The sequence below is a fragment of the Streptomyces sp. NPDC003300 genome (assembly GCF_040610915.1).
In the GTDB taxonomy this organism is placed as follows: domain Bacteria; phylum Actinomycetota; class Actinomycetes; order Streptomycetales; family Streptomycetaceae; genus Actinacidiphila.
Window position 1 is genome coordinate 31,526 of sequence record NZ_JBEXNE010000041.1, and the last position, 18,270, is coordinate 49,795.

General features: G+C 72.0%; 12 protein-coding genes. 7 read left to right on the top strand and 5 right to left on the bottom strand.

The genetic code is table 11. The features are described 5' to 3' along the window. Window positions 1-107: 107 nt before the first annotated feature. From ABZX65_RS34360 to ABZX65_RS34370, 3 genes are all read right to left on the bottom strand, one after another. Window positions 108-1,556 carry a discoidin domain-containing protein gene (locus ABZX65_RS34360; RefSeq protein WP_355349321.1) on the bottom strand — a complete coding sequence of 483 codons (1,449 nt, stop codon included), beginning with the start codon at window positions 1,554-1,556 and terminating at the stop codon, window positions 108-110. A gap of 476 nt (window positions 1,557-2,032) precedes the next feature. Beyond that, a complete protein-coding gene (locus ABZX65_RS34365) occupies window positions 2,033-4,453 on the bottom strand; it encodes an endonuclease/exonuclease/phosphatase family protein (RefSeq protein WP_355349355.1) in 2,421 nt (806 codons plus the stop codon). A 439-nt stretch (window positions 4,454-4,892) separates the two neighbouring features. Next, complete coding sequence (locus tag ABZX65_RS34370) at window positions 4,893-5,681, bottom strand: DeoR/GlpR family DNA-binding transcription regulator (RefSeq protein ID WP_188283080.1); 789 nt, start codon at window positions 5,679-5,681, stop codon at window positions 4,893-4,895. 252 nt (window positions 5,682-5,933) lie between these two features. Here ABZX65_RS34370 and ABZX65_RS34375 point away from each other — a divergent pair, with 252 nt between their 5' ends. Continuing rightward, window positions 5,934-6,755 (top strand): class II fructose-bisphosphate aldolase, encoded by an 822-nt coding sequence (locus tag ABZX65_RS34375; protein ID WP_355349325.1) that lies wholly within the window; start codon window positions 5,934-5,936, stop codon window positions 6,753-6,755. A 139-nt stretch (window positions 6,756-6,894) separates the two neighbouring features. Here ABZX65_RS34375 and ABZX65_RS34380 read toward each other — a convergent pair whose 3' ends face one another. Continuing rightward, complete coding sequence (locus tag ABZX65_RS34380; protein ID WP_355349358.1) at window positions 6,895-7,410, bottom strand: TetR/AcrR family transcriptional regulator; 516 nt, start codon at window positions 7,408-7,410, stop codon at window positions 6,895-6,897. A 304-nt stretch (window positions 7,411-7,714) separates the two neighbouring features. Between ABZX65_RS34380 and ABZX65_RS34385 the strand changes: the two genes are divergently transcribed. Continuing rightward, window positions 7,715-8,734: an aldo/keto reductase gene (locus tag ABZX65_RS34385; protein ID WP_355349328.1), complete on the top strand. Its 1,020-nt coding sequence runs from the start codon at window positions 7,715-7,717 to the stop codon at window positions 8,732-8,734. Window positions 8,735-8,896: 162 nt separating this feature from the next. Here ABZX65_RS34385 and ABZX65_RS34390 read toward each other — a convergent pair whose 3' ends face one another. Beyond that, on the bottom strand, window positions 8,897-10,936 hold the full coding sequence (locus ABZX65_RS34390; RefSeq protein WP_355349331.1) for a hypothetical protein: 2,040 nt from the start codon (window positions 10,934-10,936) through the stop codon (window positions 8,897-8,899). 235 nt (window positions 10,937-11,171) lie between these two features. Between ABZX65_RS34390 and ABZX65_RS34395 the strand changes: the two genes are divergently transcribed. From ABZX65_RS34395 to ABZX65_RS34415, 5 genes are all read left to right on the top strand, one after another. After that, window positions 11,172-11,873 carry a hypothetical protein gene (locus ABZX65_RS34395; RefSeq protein WP_355349334.1) on the top strand — a complete coding sequence of 234 codons (702 nt, stop codon included), beginning with the start codon at window positions 11,172-11,174 and terminating at the stop codon, window positions 11,871-11,873. Window positions 11,874-11,957: 84 nt separating this feature from the next. Then, the gene (locus tag ABZX65_RS34400) at window positions 11,958-12,467 is read left to right on the top strand and encodes a hypothetical protein (protein ID WP_355349337.1); all 510 of its coding nucleotides are present in this window, start codon (window positions 11,958-11,960) and stop codon (window positions 12,465-12,467) included. After that, complete coding sequence (locus tag ABZX65_RS34405; protein ID WP_355349340.1) at window positions 12,464-13,360, top strand: hypothetical protein; 897 nt, start codon at window positions 12,464-12,466, stop codon at window positions 13,358-13,360. The genes ABZX65_RS34400 and ABZX65_RS34405 overlap by 4 nt, the downstream gene beginning before the upstream one ends. A gap of 330 nt (window positions 13,361-13,690) precedes the next feature. After that, a complete protein-coding gene (locus tag ABZX65_RS34410) occupies window positions 13,691-14,827 on the top strand; it encodes an OmpA family protein (RefSeq protein ID WP_355349343.1) in 1,137 nt (378 codons plus the stop codon). A gap of 182 nt (window positions 14,828-15,009) precedes the next feature. After that, window positions 15,010-18,270 (top strand): CHAT domain-containing protein (locus tag ABZX65_RS34415; protein WP_355349346.1); only part of this gene is annotated, 3,261 nt, incomplete at its 3' end.

Below are 18,270 nucleotides of genomic sequence, written 5' to 3' on the forward strand. Positions count from 1 at the left end.
CACGCGGCGGTACGCGGCGAGGGCGGGCGGGCCCGGCAGGGGGTCCGCCCGCCCTGGTACGCGGGGGAGGCGTTCAGCTCTCCTGGAGGTGCGGGCTTCGGGCGGTGTCAGCTCCCGAAGACCTGGAAGTCCCAGAGGGAGTAGCCGTAGGCCGTGGCGCGTTGGGTGCCGTACACGCGGATGTAGCGGCCGGTGCAGTTGACGTTGAGGGTCTGGAGGCCGCCGGTGCCCGCCGTGGTGCTGTAGCAACTGGTCCAGTTGGTGCCGTCGTTGGAGACCTGTATCTGGAACGCCTTGGCGTAGGCGGCCTCCCAGTTGAGCTTGACCTGGTTGACGGCGTGCGAGGCGCCGAGGTCGACGCGCAGCCACTGCGGGTCGCTGAAGGCGCTGGACCAGCGGGTGGTGGTGCTGTTGTCGACGGCGGCCGAGGCGGGGGTGCCCGCGTTCTCCGTGGAGGAGGCCGTCGCGGGCTTGTTCAGCGCCAGGTTGGTGCCGTTGGACGGCGGAGTGGTGCTGCCCGGGCCCTTGTTGTAGACGGCCACGTAGTCGATGTTCATCTGGCCGCCGCTGACGGTCGCCGCGTTGGGGCCGCCGCCGAAGGCGTCGGGGAAGCCGCCGCCCATCGCGAGGTCGTAGATGATGAAGAACGGGTGGTCCACCGCGTTGGCCCAGGTCGTGGCGTCGACCTGATTGGCGTTGACGGTGAAGTAGTTGGCGCCGTCCAGGTACCAGCGGATCTGCTCGGGCGAGACCGAGCGGTCGATCTGCACGGCGTAGGTGTGGTAGCCGGTCTGGCAGCCGGAGCAGGCGCGTTCACCGCTGCCGATGCCGGTGGACTCGTTGCACGGACCGCCGGGGTTGACGCCGCAGTGCAGCGTGCCGAACACCGAACTGCGGGAGTTGATGTCCTCCATGATGTCGACCTCGCCGGAGGTCGGCCACGTGGTGCCGGTGCGCAGCGTCGAGCCGAGCATCCAGAACGCGGGCCAGTAGCCGGCGCCGTTGGCGGTCGTCAGATTCGGCTGCTGGATCGACGACTGCATCATCACGACGCCGCCGGGAGGCGCCCCGAAGGACGACGACTGCGTCTCGATCCGGCCCGAGGTCCAGCCCGCGCGCGGGTCGCTGCCCGAGTGGAGGGCGCGCAGCACGAGATGGCCGTTGCCGTCCTGGAAGACATTGGACGTGCTGTTGGTCATCGTCTCGATCTCACCGGTGCCGAAGCTGCTGCCGGGGCCGGTGTCGTACTTCCAGTTGCCGCCGTCGACCCCGGTGCCCGAGGCGCCGTTGAAGTCGTCGCTCCAGGTGGTGGTGAAACCGGCCGGAGGGGCGGGTACGGCGGCGGGTGCGACGGCCGGGGCCGCCGCGGGGGTGGCCGCGCCGCCCGGGCTCGCCACCGCCGTCAGGCCGGCCAGGGCCAGCGCGCCGACGGCCAGTGCCGCGAGGCCGATCCGGGTGCGGGAGCGGCGCCCGCGGTGCGACGCGGCGCCGGCCGTACCGGCCCGGTCCTGAGGGTCGTGCCCGTGGTCCTGCTCTGGTGCGTGTCCGGTGGACATGCGAGATCTCCTGTCCCGACGAAGCGTTGTGGGGGGTGCGCCCGTGTGCGGAGTACGGCGTGACCGCCGCGTACCGCGTGACCGCCGTGTACGGCAGGGCCGTTGAGCGCGGCGTGACCGCTGGGTGCGGCGGGACCGCGCGTTACGGCGTAACCGTTTCCGGCGGCTCAGGGCGCGTGCGGGAGCGCTGACTGCGAGAGGCTGCCGTGTGGCATCGCGCTGCCTTCCGGCATGGCGTGCATGAGGACTCCTGACCGGGTGGGGGGCCGTGTACAGGGTGGGGCACGCTCGTGAGAGCGCTCTCTCGAACAGGTAATGGTCTATAACTCCGCCATGCGCGCGTCAAGGCGTGGGGCAGGAAAGCCGTGCAGCGCGAAGGGGCGGACCCCGCCGGGCCCGCCCCTCACATGTGCCTCACGCGTCACTCAGCCGTACGACGACCTGCGACGACGTGACGCCGCACGAATGACGACCTGCTACGGCTTGATCTTGACGACCTGCGGATCGTGGTCGCTCGTCTGGTTGGCGAACTCCGCGTTGATGTGCACCACGTCGTAGTCGACGTGCTTCAGGCTGGGGCTGACCAGGATGTGGTCCAGCACCTGGGAGTTGCCCTCGTACACGTAGGAGTAACGCTCGTCCTTGGGCAGGGTGTTGACCAGGTCGGTGAGGACCGTGCCGTTGCCGGTGAGGGCCTGGGCGGCGGGCGAGAACTGGTAGTCGTTCAGGTCGCCGAGGACCACGACGTTGGCGTTGCGGTCGGCCTTCTCGAGCTGCTGCACGAAGTCGTGCTCCAGGATCGCCTGGCGGTTGCGCTGCACCTCCGAGCTGCGGACCGGCGGCTGGAAGCGGCTGTCGATGCCCTGGTCGCCGCCCTTGCTGTTGAAGTGGTTCGCGATCACGAACAACTTCTCGCCGCGGAAGGTGAATTCGCCCACCAGCGGCTTGCGGCTGCTGTTCCACGCCGGGTCGGTGGGCGCGATGCGGCCGGGGGAGACGGTCAGCGCGGTCTTGGAGCCGGTGCCGGTGATGCCCACCGCGGTGGTGGAGTCGCCGCCGGGACGGTCGACGAAGCTGACACGGTCGGGGTTGAACAGGAACACCGAGCGGATGTTGCCGCCGGGCTCGCCGCCGTCCTTGTCGTTGACCGGGTCGATCGAGCGCCACTGGTAACTCGGGCCGCCCGCCGCCTTGATGGCGTCGGTCAGCTTGGTCAGCGTCTTGTCCGCGGCGACCGTGCCGTCGTCGGTGGCGCCGTTGTTGTCCTGGATCTCCTCCAGCGCCACGATGTCGGGCGAACGGAGGTTGGTGACCAGGCCCTTGGCGAGCGCGTCGAACTTCGACTGCGGGTTGCCGGGCGCCAGGTTCTCCACGTTGTACGTGGCGATGGTCGCCTGGTCCGACTTGGCCTTGTCGGTCACCTCGGGCTTGAGGCCACCGCTCTTGACCGTGCCGATCGTGCGCGCCTGGACGGCGAAGGTGCCCGCGTACTGGTTGTAGTCCAGCGGGCCCGCCGTCGTACCGCGCAGCGTGTCGCCGACGTTCGCCACCGGGAACGCCTGCGTGGCGGTCGGGATGAGCGACTGCACCATCAGGCGGCCGGAGTTGGGCTGGTCGTAGCCCGTGTAGAGGGTGCCGCCGCGCTTGGTCTTGTTCTGGTCCGCCTTGACCGTCACCCACAGCTCGGAGTACGGGTCGGTGGCGCCGACGACGCGGCTGTCACCGATCTGCACGTTCATGCCCTCGAGCGAGGCGAAGAGGTCGAGCGCGTACTCGTCGGGACGCAGCGGCAGGTTCTCGATCGTGCCGCCGCCGACGGCCGGGACGAACGCGTCGGGGACGCTCTTCTTGTCCAGGACGACGGGCGCGGGGAGCGCGTTGCCGTGCGAGACCACCGTGGCGGTGGCCTTGGTCAGCTCGGTCACCGGCTGGCCGCCGGCGGAGGTGCCGCCCGGGTAGTAGTCGGAGACGGTGCCCGCGAGCGAGACGCTGTCGCCGACCGCGACGGTCGGGGTGACCGAGCCGGTGAAGACGTAGATGCCCTCGCTGGTACGGGGGTTGGCGTCCGGCGTCGGGTCCTGCACCCAGTAGCCCTGCGAGGAGCCGAAGGAGCGGACGCCGATGACGATGCCGGTCACGCCGGTGACCGCCTTGCCCGCGAGCGGGGAGAGCCGGGTGTCGCCCTGGATGTCGTGGATCTTCGCCTCGACGCCGGTCGGGGGCGTGGTCGGCGGCGTGGTCGGCGGCGTGGTCGGCGGGGTGGTGGGGGGCGTCGTCGGGCCGCCGCCGTCACCTGCGGCGCCCGGGGTGGGCGCGCCCGCGGTGAAGTCCGCCGCGTTGTCGTCGGTGTCCGTCAGGGCGGGGCGCGCCACCGAGTCGGTGTTGCTCGCCCCGGCCGCCGGGCCGTTGCCCTCGAACACCGCGGCCGTGCCGTAGCCGACCAGGTCACGGATGGTGCCGTCGGCGGCGCAGTCCGCCTTCGTCACGCAGGTCAGCGGGTCGGTGCCGTGCACAAGGGCGACCGTTCCCGTCGTACCGGACATGTTGATGGCGCCGACCACGTTCGGCGACGGCAGCGCCGTCGTCCCGCCGGTGCCCGCGGCCTCCTGCACCAGATACCGCGCGCCCGCGCCGAGCGACCCGGTCAGCGGCGTCACCTGCCACTTGGACGTCGGCGTCGGCGCGCCCGGCAGGTACTGCACGCTGTACCCGCTCAGGTCCAGCGGAGCGCTGCCCGAGTTGGCCAGCTCGATGAAGTCGTTCGTATACGTGGCACCGGAGTTGCCGCCGCCGCCGTACACCTCGGACACCATCACATCGGCGGACGGCGTCGCGAAGGCGGTGTGCACGCCGACCGCGGCCAGCACCACCGCGCCGGCTATCCCGATCGTGACCAGCCGCTTGCGGTTCCCGGCAGTACCGGGTCTGTCAGGGCGGGGCTCTGCCCCAGAGATGTGCGACACCGGTGAGGGTCTCCTTCGTGCGGTGCGTTGAACGCGATGAATACGTCGTGTTTCCACGTCTCATGACGGCACATCACCATGAGCCGGAATGAGCGATCCGGCTCAAGATACGCGCGTAGACCCCGCCGTAGAAGGAGCCGAGAGGTTAAATCTGCGTAGTTCCCGACGACGCTTTCCCGTACCGCCGATCAGTCCCCCCGCCCAGTGCTACCGCCAGGACCGCGGTCGCGGTCCGGGCGGACCGGTGCCCGGTCGGGCGGACAGGGGCGTCGGATGGTGCGCGAGGGGTGGCGTGGCCGCCACCCGTGCCGCCGACGTTCTGGCCGCCCTCGTGAGGGTCCACCGGCTCGAACACCGCCTGGCGGGGTCCGGGTCAGGCGATGGTGACGGTGATGCCGGCTTCTTCGAAGGCGGCGGCGGTTTCCGGGGGGATGGCCTCGTCGGTGATGAGGGTGTCGATGGTTTCGAGGCCGCAGACGCGGGCGAAGGCGCGGCGGCCGATTTTGGAGGAGTCGGCGGCGATGACGACGCGTTGGGCGCGTTCGGCGAGGAGGCGGTTGATGCTGGCCTCGTCCTCGTGGTGGGCGTAGACGCCCTGGGCGGGGTCGAGGGCGTCGATGCCGAGGACGGCGATGTCGAGGATGATCTCCTGGAGGACGCCGCGGGCGAGGGGGCCGGTGAGTTCGTAGGACTGGGGGCGGGCGACGCCTCCGGTGACGACGATCTTGATCTGGGGCCGGATGACGAGCTCGTTGGCGATGTTGAGGGCGTTGGTGACGACGGTGAGGGCGGGCTGGCGGGTGCCGTCCGCCGTGACGTCGCCGCGCAGGGCCAGCGCGCGGGCGACCTCGGTGGTGGTCGTGCCGCCGGTGAGGCCGACGACGTCGCCGAGAGCGACGAGGGAGGCGGCCGTCCTGCCGATGCGCTGCTTCTGGGAGGCGTGCCTGGCCGTCTTGTAGCGCAGCGGCAGCTCGTACGAGACGCCGTGCGCGACGGCCCCGCCGCGGGTGCGGGTGAGCATCTGCTGCTCGGCGAGCTGGTCCAGGTCGCGGCGGATGGTGGCGGTGGAGACGTCGAGCGTGGTCGCGACCTCCTCCACCTCCACGCGGCCGTGCTCGGCCAGCAGATCCAGCAGTGCGGTCCACCGGGCGTCCCTGGACACAGGCGTTCTCCTCCGTGACGTGATCGTCCTCGGCTTGATCGTGCGTGGTTTGGCCGGTTCGGCTTGACCGTGCGCGGCTGATCGGGCTCGGCTCGACCGGTTCGGCGTGATCGTGCGCGCACCAGCGTGGCACACGCGCGCGGACCCCACGGCCGTGCGGACTGCGCGCACCAGGAATGCTTGAAAGTGTTCGATTGTGCGGAGTAAGGTGCAAATACAAGCATCCTCGCGCAAGCACCGTCGGGAGAACCCATGCCTCTTGCAGCCGCCCGCGCGCTGATCACCGCCGCAGCGGTCGAGCACCGCGCCATCGCGGCCTTCGACGCGATCACCCTCGAACACGTACAAGCCGTCGTCGAAGGCGCGGAGGCGGTCGGCTCCCCGGTGATCATCCAGGTCAGCGAGAGCGTGGTGCAGTACTACGACGGGCGCCTGCTGCCGCTCGCCCGCGCCGCCGCGGAGACCGCGCGGGCCGCCGCCGTACCGGTCGCGCTGCATCTGGACCGGGTGCGCAGGACGGCGCTCCTCGCCCAGGCCGCGCACTGCGGCTTCAGCTCGATCATGTACGACGCGGCGCGCCTGCCGTACGCGGAGAACGTCGCGGTGACGCGCGACGCCGCGCAGTGGGCGCACGAGCAGAATCTGTGGATCGAGGCCGACGCGGCGGCCGTCCCCGCGGGCGCGGCGACCGGTCCCGAGCCGGGCGGCGGCCCGGCCGCGGCCCGCGCCTTCGTCGCCGCGACGGGAGTCGACGCCCTGACCGTCCCGCTCGGCGCGCGCCCGGACCGCCGACTGCTGGCCCGGCTGCGTACCGCCCTCGACGTCCCCCTCGTCCTGCGCGACACGGCGGGCGCCACCGCCGGTGAACTCGGCCTCGCCGCCGCCGAGGGGATCAGCAAGGTCACTGTCGGAACCGGGCTCGACATCGCCATGACCGGCGCCGTCCGCGCCCGCCTCGCCGTGGACGACATCACCGATCCCCGCGTCTATCTCCGCGAGGGGCGGCGCGCCATGACCGCGACCGTCGCCGGGTTCATCCGGGCGCTGGACAGCCGCCTTCCGGCGGGGGCGTAAGGGGGCATGAGGCTTCCGGCGGGGGCATAAGGGGGGCGTGAGGCTTCGGGCGGGGGCATAAGGGGGGCGTGAGGCTTCCGGCGGGGGCGTGCGTGACGCTTCGGGCGGTCTGGGGCGCTGAGAGCGGCGGCGGGAACCGTTACGGCAGCAGCCGCAGTCCGGCGACGAGGACACCGGCCAGGCGCCGCGCGTCGTACCCCGGATCGCTGTCCGCCCCGATGCAGAGATTCCCGACCCCCCGCATGAGCACCCGCGCCTCGACGTCCGAGCGGATCTCGCCGGCGGCGACGGCGGCGTCGAGCAGCCGGGTGCACACGGGCACGAGCCGGTCGAGGAAGTACACGTGCAGCGCGTCGAACCCGGCCTCGTCGGAGTGCAGCACGCCCGCCAGCCCGTGCTTGGTGACCAGGAAGTCCACGAAGAGGTCGATCCACTGCCCGAGGGCGGCGTACGGGGACGGGTCGGCCGCCAGCAGCGCGGGACCGGCCTCGGCGCAGGCGTCGACCTGGTGCCGGTAGACGGCGATGATGAGGTCGGCGCGGGTCGGGAAGTGCCGGTAGATCGTGCCGGTGCCGACGCCCGCCTCGGCGGCGATGTCCCGTACCGGCGCCTCGACGCCTGACGTCACGAAGACGGCCGCCGCCGCGTCGAGCAGGGCCTCCTTGTTGCGCCGGGCGTCCGCCCGCTTGGGCCGGGGGGCCGCGCCCGCGCCGCCCGCCGCGCCGCCCCTGCCGTCCGCATCGCCGCGCGCGTCCGCGCCGCCCCGCACGCCCGCGCCGCCCCGCACGCCCGCGCCGCCCCGCACGCCCGCGCCGCCTTCTCCGTCGTTCACCGCACCGTCCTCCGTCCCGTGACCCCGGCAGTCGCGCTTGCTATCCGGAACGTCGTTCCGTATCGTCGTTTGTGGCGGAACAATGTTCCGTTTATCTCATGATGCCAGAGCACGGAGGAATCCACTCATGCAGTACCGCACTTTGGGCCGCACCGGCGTGCAGGTCAGCACCCTCGCGCTGGGCGCGATGAACTTCGGCGCGATCGGCCGCACCACGCAGGACGAGGCGACCGCCATCGTGGACGCCGCCCTCGAAGCCGGGATCAACGTCATCGACACCGCCGACATGTACGGGCACGGCGACTCGGAGGAGATGGTCGGCAAGGCCATCGCCGGGCGCCGCGACGACATCGTGCTGGCCACCAAGGCGACCATGCCGATGGACGACGAGCGCAACCACCGGGGCAGCTCGCGCCGTTGGCTGGTCACCGAACTGGACAACAGCCTGCGCCGCCTCGGCGTCGACCACGTGGACCTCTACCAGATGCACCGCTGGGACCCGCGCACCAGCGACGAGGAGACGCTGTCGGCCCTCACCGACCTCCAACGCGCGGGAAAGATCCGCTACTTCGGCTCCTCGACCTTCCCCGCGTACCGCATCGTGCAGGCGCAGTGGGCCGCCCGCGAGCAGCACCTGGCCCGCTACGTCACCGAGCAGCCCAGCTACTCGATCCTCCAGCGCGGCATCGAGACCCATGTCCTGCCGGTGACCGAGGAGTACGGGCTCGGCGTGCTCGCCTGGAGCCCGCTGGCCTCCGGCTGGCTGTCGGGCGCGGTCCGCGAGGGCCGCGACATCACCACCAACCGCTCCGTCCACCTCCCGGAGCGCTTCGACCTGACCGTCCCGTCCAACCGGGCCAGGCTCGACGCCGTCGAGCGGATCGCCCGCGTCGCCGACGACGCCGGCCTGACGATGATCCAGCTCGCGCTCGGCTTCGTCACCGCGCACCCCGCCGTGACCAGCGCGATCATCGGCCCCCGCACCCTGGACCACCTGCACTCGCAGCTCGCCGCCGCCGACACCGTGCTCTCCGCCGACGTCCTGGACGCCCTCGACGCCATCGTCCCGCCCGGCACCGACCTCGCCCCCCAGGAGAAGTTCGACACCCCGCCCGCCCTCCTCGACCCCTCCCTCCGCCGCCGCTGACTCAGCGGGCCGCGGCGGGAACGCGCACCGTATCGCGGGGGCCAGACCCGTGCGGCGGGGGTATCGACGGTCGTCGACGTGTGCGCGGTGCTCTTTGTCACGGGGCCGGCTGCGACCGGTCCCCGTACTCCTCGCCGGCGCGGTTCATGCCCGCCGCGTGTCTCACGCGGCGGCGCTGTCGAGGGCGCGCAGTCGGCTGCCGAGGTTCTCGAACTCCCTTCTGCGGTCTGCGCGGTTCCTCTGGCCGCCGGAGACGTACGGTGCCGCGACGGCCATCAGCTCCGCGGCCTGCTCGGCCCACCTGGCGCGGTCCGCCCTATCGTCCGGTAGCGCGTACTCCGCCGAGGTCAGGAAGCAGTTCGCCAGGCTCAGCGCCATGACGAACCCGGTCGCCCGCTCGCCCGCGTACTCCAGCAGTCGGTCCACCTCGTCGGTGTTGGCCCGGATCTCCGCTGCGTACGTCCGGGCGGCCGCCAGGTGCTCGCGCGAGCGCTGCGGCTCGTCAAGGTCCCGGGCCAGCGAGACGTGCCCGCGCATCGCTACCTGGAGGACGTTGCGCAGGGAGGTGAACGCGGTGCCCAACTCGTTCATCCGGCGGCGGACCGGGATCACCTCGTTGTCGTACAGCTCCAGGCCCTCTTCGCGCATCTCGACGTTCGAGCCCGCCCCGACGAGGAAGGCGCAGTAGTTGTGCAGCCGCACGTAGTAGCGCGGGCTGCCGTTCTCGAAGAAGCAGGTGAGCAGTTCGATGCAGTCGTCCCAGAGCGGGATGAGCTCTCTCGTGATCTGCTCCGCGTCGGGAAGCCCGGTGACGTGAGCCTCATACTGGGCCTTGCGCAACTGGTTCACGCCGACCAGCAGGTCGTCGAGGCGGGTGGCGAGGTATCCGCCGTCCACGCTGCCCCCGCTGACCCGGCCCATCAGCGTCTTCGCCAGCGCGACGCCCTCGCGCAGCCACCCCGCACGCCGGGTGACGATCTGCGGGTGTGACGGGTCCTCGTCCTGCGCGGCGGGGAACTGCACGAGATCGGCCAGCGCGTGCAGCCGCTCCAACAGGAACTCGGGGGAGTCCGCGCCGAACAGTTCGCGGACCCGGTCGGCGAACTGTTCCAGCATGCGGGCCCGTACGTGCCGGGTCGACTCGTCCCGGTCCTCGAAGAGCGCCAGCGTCGCCGTCACCAGGCCCTGTCGCACGGTCAGGGCGGCCTTGACGTCGAGATCGGGACCGGACGGGGTCTCCTCGACCACGGACTGGAGCAAGCTGAGCTTGTCCGCCATCCGGGCGGGGGTCTCCTGCGGTGGCAGCTCGACGTGGGGGAGCACCGCCTGCGCGAAGCGCCGCACCCGTACCTCGGTGTGCAGATGGAGCTCAGCCCTCCGGCCCTTCTTGTTGTCCACGATGCGCACCGCGGCGTCGTCCGTGACCGCGGAGAGGTCGAAGAGCGTGGCCTGCGCCATGCCCACGACGGTGCGGCGCAAGCGGTCGCGGGCGCTCCCGCCCGGCAGCGGCTCGTTCATGCCGACCTCGTTCGACTCCCTGGGGCGCAGGCGCGCGCACAGGACCGTCGCCAACTTCTCCACGAGGTCCAGACCGAGCGGCGCGTGATCGGCGTCGTACCGCGCCCGGATCGGACCGTACTCGTGGGAGGCGAGGCTCCGCACGCCCTCGCTCCGGACCGGGGCGTCCAGGGCGCCCAACGCGTGCTGCACGCCCTGCGCCTGGAGCGCGGCGACAAGCAGGATCGGCTCCGAGCGGAAGACTTCGAGCAGGCTGTACGCGAAGGCGCCGATGAGCAGGTGCGGGTCCTCGACGGGAATCTCGTCGAGCGCCCGACCGAGGGCTTCGGTGACCGGCGCCAGCAGCACATTGGTGCCGATGAGGACGAACGCGGCCTTGGTGTCAGGCCCGTAGCGCGACGCCGTGGCGTTGGCGATCGGAGTGTGCCCCGCCTTGGTCACCTCGCTGTCCGGCAGTCCGCGGTCGGTGTGGTCCCCCAGTTCGGACGGCTTCGCGGGGCGCGGGGCGCCGCGCATGATCTCGGCGAGCGTCACCTGCGCGTAGTCGCAGCACCAGGAATGCATGCCGCCCGGGGCGCCGTCCCAGGCGACTCCGAAGAGCGGTCCCACCTTGCGGGCGAGCCGGGCCGGCATCTGCCGACCCCGGCTCTCCGGGATGGGGGGGATCTGGGCTTTGAGGATCACTGGCCGTCTCTCCTCTAATCGCAGGTCAGTGCACGTCACGAGAGTACTGGCTTGTAGCGATCTGTAAACCCCAGATAACTTTTGCTCCTGAAGTAGAGAATATTCACAAACAGAGTTGACTCTGGTTAGACAAGAAGAGACGCTTCATGTCGATGGACTTGCGAGGGTGCACAGGGCGTCCCTCCCGTCCGTCGCACCGCTTCGCGGTGCCTGCCAAGCCCACGGGAGGCCCCAGATGTCCCCTCGCCTCAACGGCCGTACCAAGCCCGCACCCCTGCCCAAGCCCCGGCGCTATGCGATCCACCTGCGCCTGGTGGACCGGCACCATGCCAACCGCGACGCGAAGGCCGGACTGCCCGCGCTCGGCGAGAGCGGCGTCGGCGGCACCCCGACGCCCGAGTTCCTCGGTCGCGGAGCCGCCGCTGGTCAGCAGGCCGAATGGATCCTCTGCCTCAGGGAGACCGCCGAGGACCGGGGCCGGGCGCTGGTCCTCCGGGCCCGCGTACAGGAGGCCGAACGGCTCGCCGCCGAGGCCGAAGCTGCCGTCGCCGAGTCGGCCGGCCCCCTGAGCGAGGAAGAGCAGAACCGGCGGCGCGGCGGCGAGCACAAGACCGCCGAGGCGGTGGTGCGCGCCCGCCGGGCGCGCGAATGGTCGCGCCGGCTCGCCGACCTGCGCTCCGCCGCCGAACAGGCCGCCGGGCGTGCTGCCGCACTGACCGTCGAACTGCACACGGTCGAGGCCCGTATCGCGGTGCGGCAGGAAGCCGCCGCGGCACGCGCGGTCTACCTGCACGAGCAGGCCATGCGCCGTGTCATGGCCTACGACCGGCAGTTGGTCCGGCGACACGCGGACGGTGCCCGGATCAACGGTGAGGCCAAGTACGGCGGTCCCGAGCTGCCCGCCTGGGTTGCCGGCCACCGTCCCGAACTCGGCTGAATTCCGCCGGACTCGTGAACGGCCGTTCCCTGGACGGCCCAACCACCCAGGGACCCGTGAACACCCGCCCCGAGAGGACCCTCCGTGGACCTTCCCTTTCTCCGCCGTAAGACCAAGCGCCCGCCCGAACAGCCCGAGCCGACGTTTTCGACCGTGGTCGACGGCGACCCGAGCTGGACCATTCCGGCGCTCTACCGGATGGCGCCACCGGCCGATCTCGGCACCGCCGAGGAGACCGTGCGCCAACTCGTCGGCGAACTCGCTCCCAACGCCATCGACGCCGGTACGGGCACCGCGCTGGACAACCTCATCGACGCCTGGACGGTCCAGTGGGCCACCCGGCTCGAATCCGAGCACAAGCTCCGCGAGGCGGTCTGCGACCACCTGATCGGCGTGGCCGCCGAGGAGCTCTCGGACGCGCAGACGGCACTCGACCACGCCAAGGACGACCTCAGCCGGGCCGAGAGCGACCTGAGCGCGTTCCGTGCCCGTCTCTCCCCGCCCGCCACTGTGAGCGTGTCGCCCGCAGGGCCTGCCGAGGCCGCGTCGCCCGCTGAACCCACCCCGCCCCCGCAAGGAGGACCGACCCCATGAGCAGAACCGTCCCGCCCGGTCACATGCCGTTCGCCGACCCTGATCTGGTCGTCGGCAGAACCAGGCACTACTACCCCTACCTCGCGCTGGTGCTGGCGGTGGGGGCAGACGGGATCGCCTTCTACCAAGTCGTCGGCCTGTTGGTGAACGAGGCCGGGTGGATGATCATTCCGCTTGTCCTCGGGTTCACCGGCCTGGCGCTGGCTGTGAGCCACCAGGTGGGTGTACTCGCCCGCAGGTTCGTGGAGCGGTCCACGCCGGCCGTGGGTGCTCTCGCGGTGGTGCTGACGATGGTCTGGCTGTTCATGGGCGCCGTGTGCTTCTTCGTCCGCGCCACCAATACGCCCGCCACGTCGGGGGGCAGCGGGCTCGAGACCCTCGGTCTCCCGAGCACCGCGGGGGCGCCCGCCGACGACTTGACCGGCAGCGCCAATCTCGGCACGGCCCTGCTGTTCCTCGGCCTCTACCTGGCCGGCGGCCTGCTGGCGGCGGTCACGGCGTACCTCGCCCACAATCCGCTGGCCACGGCGTACCGAATGGCCCTGGCACACCGTGCGGCCGCCCGGCAGGAGGTGCAGCGGCTGACGCCACGCCATGTCCGTGCCGTCCACCGCCACCAGCAGGAGCTGGCCGAGCGCGAGCGCGACCACCGGCGCTGGGAGGTGGCTACCGGGCAATGCCTCGGCTGGGCCGACGACCTGAAGCACTACGCCCGGTTCCTGATGGCCGTGCACATCGCGGACCCGGCGGCCACCGACGGACTCACCGACTCAGGGGACCGGCTCGTCCCCGGCGGTTGGAAGGGCCCCGACCTGCGCGCCGCCGATCGGCCCGACGGACCGGGGGAGTCCGACGAGCCCGATGCGGAGAACGGCCAAGGGGCGGCGGCGTGAGCCCGCAGCCGCGCCCGTTCCCGATGCGGCCGCCCGCTCCCCGGCCCGAGTTCTGCCCCCACTGCGCTCGTCGTCTGCTGCCGTGTCCGGACTGCTCGAACTGCCGTCTGGGCCTGCGCTGCCCGTCGTGCGGCCGGCACTGGACCAGCCCCTGACGTCCGCGCAGCGTCCCGCTCGTCATCCGGTCGCCCGGACGCCTCCGGGCGGCCGGGCTCATTGAACCTGGCCCCGCGCCGTCGATCGATTCGAACTCCTGGAGCACACACCATGGCATCACCGAGATTACGATCCCTTCTCCGCGGACTCACCGCTCTCTGCCTGCTGGGTGCCGTGGCGCTTGCGGCATCCGGCTGCGGTCACCCGGCCAAGAACAGCGCGTCGGAGCAGCGGGAGCAGGCCGCCGCGTGCGCCACCGGCCGAGGCCGCGTCGCCCTCGTCCTCGGCGCCCGAGCCAACACACCCGCGCCCCGGCTGACACCCGCCGCGCTCTCACTGGTGGATACCGCGATCGACGGGGGTCAGCTGATCTCCGTGGTCGGAGTGGACGGCGCACCCGACGTGGAATTCCGCGGGGCCTTCGAGGACACGGGCAAGAACGGTTCCCGCAGCGCCAAAGACCACGACACATTCGTGAAGTCGCTGACGAACACGATCCACCGCATGAAAGCCGGCCGTCCCGAGGCCGACCTGCTCGCGGCGCTGGCCGAGGCCGCGGGGAACGTCGGTCCGGGCGGCACGGTCGTGGTGGCCGACTCCGGGCTTCAGACTGTCGCGCCACTGGACTTCCGCCGTGACGGCGTGCTGGACGCCCAGGCCACCGATGTCGCCGACTTCCTGAAGAGGCAGGGCTCGCTCCCGCAGCTCACCGGTATCTCCGTCCTCTTCAGCGGCGTCGGCGACACGGCGCCGCCGCAGGCCAGACTGCCGCTCCCGGAGCACAAGAACCTCGTCGCCATATGGAAGGCGATCGCCGTCGAGGCGGGGGCCGAGTGCGTCGCGGCCGACCCCGTGCCGGCGACGGGTGCCGCCGTACCGCACACCCCCGCCGTGTCCGTCGTCAAGGTGCGTCCCCTGGAAACGTATCCGCCCTCCTGCGGGAACCACGTGCTGCGGAACAGCGGCAGTGTCGGATTCCTGCCCGACACGTCGGTACTGCGCGACCGGCCTGCTGCCGCCGTCGCCCTGAGGGAACTCGCCGACTGGGCCGTGGCCCACCACGCGAAGATCGGGCTCATCGGTACGACGGCGTCCGCGGGAACGGCCGATGGCCGTAGGCGACTGTCGCTCGACCGCGCAACAGCGGTCCGCGACGTCCTCGTCTCGCTCGGTGTGCCCGCCCACGACATCACGCTGCGGGGAGTCGGCACGCGGTGGCCGGGCCACGTCCAAGACCTCGACAGCGAAGGCCGGTTGCTGCCCGGCCCCGCCGAACGCAACCGCTCCGTCGTCCTGGACCTCGTCTGCTGAACCGTCCGGGCGCGCGCTCGGACATGACCGCCCGTCCGGGCGCGCGCTCGTCGGCAGCCGACCGCCCCACCCCGCGGCCCGCCGATCGCCACGTGCCGCGCGGCCGACCCGCAAGTCCCGACCGTCCCACCCTTCAGAGAGGACTCGACATGCCGGATATGAGAGCAGTCGTGGACCGCGTGATGCGACGCTGTGAAGCGTCCTGGTCGTCCGACATCGAACGCCGGGTCGGCGCGGTCCGCGCCGACCCGCGGAGCTGGCTGTCCGCCGCCGACGGACTGCTGCTGTCCTCCTGGTCGAGCGGCGGCCGCGACGCGGCGGTGGCCGCCGCGGCGCTGCTGGAGTTCGCGCTGGACACCGGCGCGCGGGACGATCCCGGGCGGCCTGCGTGGGTGTTGCACCTGTGGCTGGCCGAGCGCACCCTGTCGTTCCGCTTCGGCGACTACCGGTTGTCGCGCGACGTTCAGCACCATCTCGGCGCGCAGAAGCAGGGGCGTACGGCCGACGACCCGGTAAGGGTCGCCGCCACCTACCCCGAACTGCCGCTGCCCCGGCACTTCCAGCCGGTCCTGCCCATCGAGTCGGCGGCGGCCCGGCTGGCGGACTCGCTCCCGCGGGACGACATCGCACGCTGCTGCCTGTTGGTACGGCTCGCCCAGTCCGCGTGCTTCCGGTACGAGTCCGGCGACGAGTCGGCGCTCCCCGAGATGTGGCGGCTGGCCCGAGCCGCCCACGACGCCGTCACGCCCGACCACCTGGAGGCGGAACTGGTCGGGCGCACGGCCGCACACGCCGCCGTCGTCAGATTCCGTGCGGACCCGAAGGACCGCGCCTCGGCCGCCTTCGCGGTCACCGCCGGCCGACTGGCGCTGGCGGGCGTGGAGCACGCGCGGGTCCACGGCACGGACTATCGGCCCCACGAGGCCGCCCCGGTGCACCTCTTGCTGGCGATAGCCCTGATGTCCGTACTGACCTACGAACTCGACCTCAAGACGGCCGACGAGGCCATCGCGCACATGGAGGCGTTCCGGGCCGACGGGCCACCGGACGACGGCGGTGTCTACGCGGTCAACATGGCGTCCTTGCTGGCCGCGCGCGCCGTCCTCAGCGGATCCCGGCGGGACATCGCCAGGTCGGACGAGCTGTGGGCGATGTTGCAGCGGGACCTGCGGCCGGGCGACCCGCTGCTTCCGCATATCGCCCAGAAGCGCGCCGCGACCGCCGAGATGGTGCGGCTGATGGGAATGCTCCCGTTCAAGTCGGGAGGTCTTCTCCGCCTCGTGCGGCCGTGGATGGGTCCACTCCTGACCTTTCCCCCGCTGCCGCCGATCCGGTTGTACGAACCGCCACGCAGCCCCGGTTACCGGTCACCGGGCGCAGGACCGGAGGAGATGGCCTCCTTCGGCGGTGCTCCGGACCCGGAGGCGCGAACACCCCGCGGGCCGGACCGCGAACGCGCACCGGGCGGCGACGGGGGACCCGCGTCCTCCACCTCACCGCACTGGCCGCCCTGCCCCGCGCCCGCGCCCGGCCTCGTCTGCGACCCTTCTCTGGAGTCCGACCTGACGGGTCTGCCACCAGACGCGGAAGCGGTCCTCCGCAGTCTCGTCGGGGTCGACACGTCTCCGTCGGACCCGCGCCGACTGGCGCTCGCCGAGAAGCAGTTGCTCGCCAGGCTGGCCGAACCAGGACTCAGTGCCGGCCGCCGGGGATGGACGGCCGCGGCCCTGCTCCAGGTGTGGGCCGCGAAGTACCTCATCAGTAGGGACGCCGCGGACCTGGAGCGGGCTGTGCGGGCCGGCGACGACGTACTCGCCACCCTCCCGGCCACCAGCTCCCGCTATATCGAACTGCTGTGCGCGGTCGAGGAGCACCGGCAGGCGTACGGTTCGCTCCGCGGCGACGCCGCGACGATGCTCCGGGCCTGCGACGGCCTGCGGTGGGCCGTGGACCACGTCCGCCCCGAGTCACCGCAGTGGGTCGCCTGCGCGATGTTCTACGCCAAGGCCCTCGCCGGGGTCTCGATGCTCCGCCGCGACCCGGACATGTCGAAGGAGGCGGTCGGGCTGGTGCGGAAGGTGGCCCGCACGTTGGAGGCGCTCCCGGACGCCCCCGGCCACTGGGGCAGCATGGCGGAGCAGCGTGAACGCCTGCGGCCGACGCTGCGTACGATCACCGACCTGGTGGTGATGGCCGACCACGACCTCCGCGGAGACCTGATCGGGGTCGAGGAAGCCGAGGTGCGGTGGCAGCCTGAGGCAGAGGCCAAGCTGCCCCCAGCGGTGAGATTCGAGAACGCGCGCGTCGCGCTCGGCCGCCGGGTGGAGCTCGGGGACTGGGCACGGGCCGCGGACGCCGCGGCCGTCGCGCTGGAGATGCTGCCGCTGCTCACCTCGCGGGCGCTGCACCGCGACGATCGCCAGCGCGCCGTGCACACTGCCCTCCAAGGGCCGTCCCCGGACAGTTCGACGGGCACCAGCCTGACCCGAACCGGGTGCGCGGTGGCGCTCGCCGCCGGCCGGACCGAACAGGCGGCCGCGCTGCTGGAACAGGGCCGTGCCGTCCTCATGAGCCAGGACCTGGAGGCGCGCGGCGACGTGTCCGACCTCGCAGAGGCTCATCCGCGGCTCGCCGCGCGCTTCACCGACCTCGCCGGGCGGATGCGGGAGGCCGATGACATCGCGTCGCGGGACGAGACCTCGGGCGTACGGGCGCAGCACCGGGCGGCCGAGCAGTGGCGGCTGCTCCTCGGTGACATCCGGTCCCACCCCGGCTTCGGCAGTTTCCTGCTGCCGCCGACCGCGATGCAGATGCAGGCGGAGGCGGTACAGGGGCCCATCGTGCTGATCAACATTGACCGGCTGCGATGTGACGCGCTGGTGGTCACGTCCCGGGGCATCAGGACCGTGACACTCGACGTGACCGAAGGACTGCTGGCCCACACGGCCCGGGACTTCCTTGCCGCGGTCGCCGTGGATCTGGACAGCCCGAAGGACGTGCGCGCCGCGGCGGCCGAGACCATCTTCCGGACCCTTGAGTGGCTGTGGGACAAGGTCGCGGAACCGGTGCTGCGGGCGGCCGGCCTCACCGAGCCGATCCCGGACGGGACGCCGAGACACGCTGTCCCCCGGCTGTGGTGGTCCGCCTCCGGCCCGCTGGCGCATCTGCCGCTGCACGCCGCCGGCTACCAGCGCAAGGCGGACCTGGTGGAGCGCCGTTCCGTGCTCGACCGGGTCGCCTCCTCCTACACGCCCAGCATCAGGGCGCTGCGGCACGCCCGACTGGAACGTCGCCCCGCGGCGCAGGGCGCCGCCCGGCACCTCGCGGTGGGCCGCGCCACCGGTACGGACGGCGGCTCCGGGGCGGGGGCGGGGGGGGGGGAGGGCCCCCCCCGCGCCCGGGGGGACGAGGCGGGGGGTGCGGTTCGCGGCCCCCCCCCCGGA

What these genes read in the sequence shown, in the direction of transcription:
- ABZX65_RS34360 (WP_355349321.1), bottom strand. Translation starts at nt 1,556, where the DNA reads ATGTCCACCGGACACGCACCAGAGCAGGACCACGGGCACGACCCTCAG.
- ABZX65_RS34375 (WP_355349325.1), top strand. Translation starts at nt 5,934, where the DNA reads ATGCCTCTTGCAGCCGCCCGCGCGCTGATCACCGCCGCAGCGGTCGAG.
- ABZX65_RS34405 (WP_355349340.1), top strand. Translation starts at nt 12,464, where the DNA reads ATGAGCAGAACCGTCCCGCCCGGTCACATGCCGTTCGCCGACCCTGAT.
- ABZX65_RS34385 (WP_355349328.1), top strand. Translation starts at nt 7,715, where the DNA reads ATGCAGTACCGCACTTTGGGCCGCACCGGCGTGCAGGTCAGCACCCTC.
- ABZX65_RS34395 (WP_355349334.1), top strand. Translation starts at nt 11,172, where the DNA reads ATGTCCCCTCGCCTCAACGGCCGTACCAAGCCCGCACCCCTGCCCAAG.